The sequence below is a fragment of the Rubrivirga sp. genome, from assembly GCF_049648075.1.
Classification (GTDB): Bacteria; Bacteroidota; Rhodothermia; order Rhodothermales; family Rubricoccaceae; genus Rubrivirga.
Window position 1 is genome coordinate 1 of record NZ_JBARYR010000656.1, and the last position, 1,666, is coordinate 1,666.

2 protein-coding genes are annotated in these 1,666 nt (G+C 68.4%); both read right to left on the reverse strand.

Translation table 11 applies throughout. From position 1 onward, the window contains the following. Positions 1-203: 203 nt before the first annotated feature. The gene (locus tag WBA11_RS17670; protein WP_424521958.1) at positions 204-668 is read right to left on the reverse strand and encodes a hypothetical protein; all 465 of its coding nucleotides are present in this window, start codon (positions 666-668) and stop codon (positions 204-206) included. A gap of 40 nt (positions 669-708) precedes the next feature. Then, positions 709-1,666, reverse strand: a 958-nt coding sequence (locus WBA11_RS17675) for a beta-ketoacyl-ACP synthase III (protein ID WP_424521959.1), incomplete at its 5' end; no start/stop codon positions are given.

The following is a 1,666-nucleotide window of genomic DNA, read 5'->3' on the forward strand; positions in this document are numbered from 1 at the left end:
ACCGTGCTCGCTGCGTCGCGTCGCCGTAATCCGGTCGCCCTCGAGGTCGTCGCCTCGGAGCAGGCCGCCGACGAGTGCCCGGCCGATGTTGCCGGCGCCCAAGACGGCCAGGGTTTGGTCACGGAGCATCGAGGGCGGGGGCGGGTGAGCCCCAAGCCTACGGCCGACCCTGCGTCCATGTCTGGGAATCGTCCTCGAGGTCGTTAGTCTAGCACGCAGTCGTCGGCCGCGTCGCCAGTAAGCCGGAGCGTGACCCGGGACTCCGTCACGTCGCCTACGACGACGCCATCCAGGTGGGGCACCGTGACGACCCAGAACGGGTACGACACCAGGTCGCCGCCCGAGCCGTTGTTTGTGACCTCGGCCTCGACCTCGAGGCCGCCGCCCGTGTCCGTGATCTGGAGCACGGACAGGTCGTAGGCCGTCGAAGGGCACCCACCGAACGTGCTCACGACGACCAACGTCTCATCGTCGTAATCCACACGGGCGAACGGTGCTACCAGGTTCAGGCGCTCTCTAAAATTAGCCTCGTCAGCCGCTGAGCGGACAATCGTGACGGGCTCGAGAACGACCTGCGTTGATGACGCGATAAGAAACTCGAACTCGACCGTCCCAGACTCGGACTGAGAGCAGCCTGCCAGGGCAAGGGTTAGAAATAGAATGCGCATCTGGAAGAGAGGAGGCGGCCGCTGCGAGGATCCAGCGCCGCTACGCGATCAGCCCCTCGACGACGCCGTGCTCGTTGATGACCGAGTCCGCCGTCTGCCGCGCGGCGTCGCCCTCGAGGGCGAGCGGGCCCAGGTCGAAGACGCACGCGGCCCACGTGAGTCCCGCGCCGAAGCCGACCATCGCGATCGTGTCACCGGCCTTGGCGAGGCCGGACTCGAGCGACTCGGACAGCGCGATCGGGATCGTCGCGGCCGACGTGTTGCCGTAGTCGGCCACGTTCATGACCACTTTCTCGGGCGGCAGGCCCAACGACTTCGCGGCGTACTCGATGATGCGCGCGTTCGCCTGGTGCGGGATGAACAGGTCCACGTCCGCGACCTCGAGGGCGGCCTTGCCCATGACGCGCTCGAGCGACTCGGTCATGGTGCGTGTGGCAAACTTGAACACGGCGCGGCCGTCCATGCGGAGGTAGTGCGTCCGGTTGTCGACGGCCTCCTGGCTGACGGGCTGGCGCGTGCCGGGGCACGGCGCGATCAAGGTGTCGGCCTGCGATCCGTCGCTGCCGAGCTCGAACGACCGGACGCCGCACGGCGTGTCCGTCGCCTGGAGCACGACCGCGCCGGCCCCGTCCCCGAACAGGACGCACGTGGTCCGGTCGGTCATGTCGAGGTTCTTCGAGATGACCTCCGCGCCGATCACCAGGATGGTCTCGTAGGCGCCCGTCTGGATAAACTGGTCGGCCGTGACGAGCCCGTAGACGAACCCGGTGCAACCGACCATGAGCGTCATCGCGCCCGCGTTGGAGCACCCGAGCTGGGCCTGGACGCGGCTCGACACCGGCGGCGTGAGCTCGTCGGGGCTCGAGGTCGCGACCAGCACTAGGTCCACGGCCTCCGGCTCGACGCCCGCGACCTCGAGGGCGCGCCGGCCGGCCTCGATGCACAGGTCGCTCGTGGCCTGGTCCTCCGAGACGAAGTGCCGTCGTTCGATCCCGGAC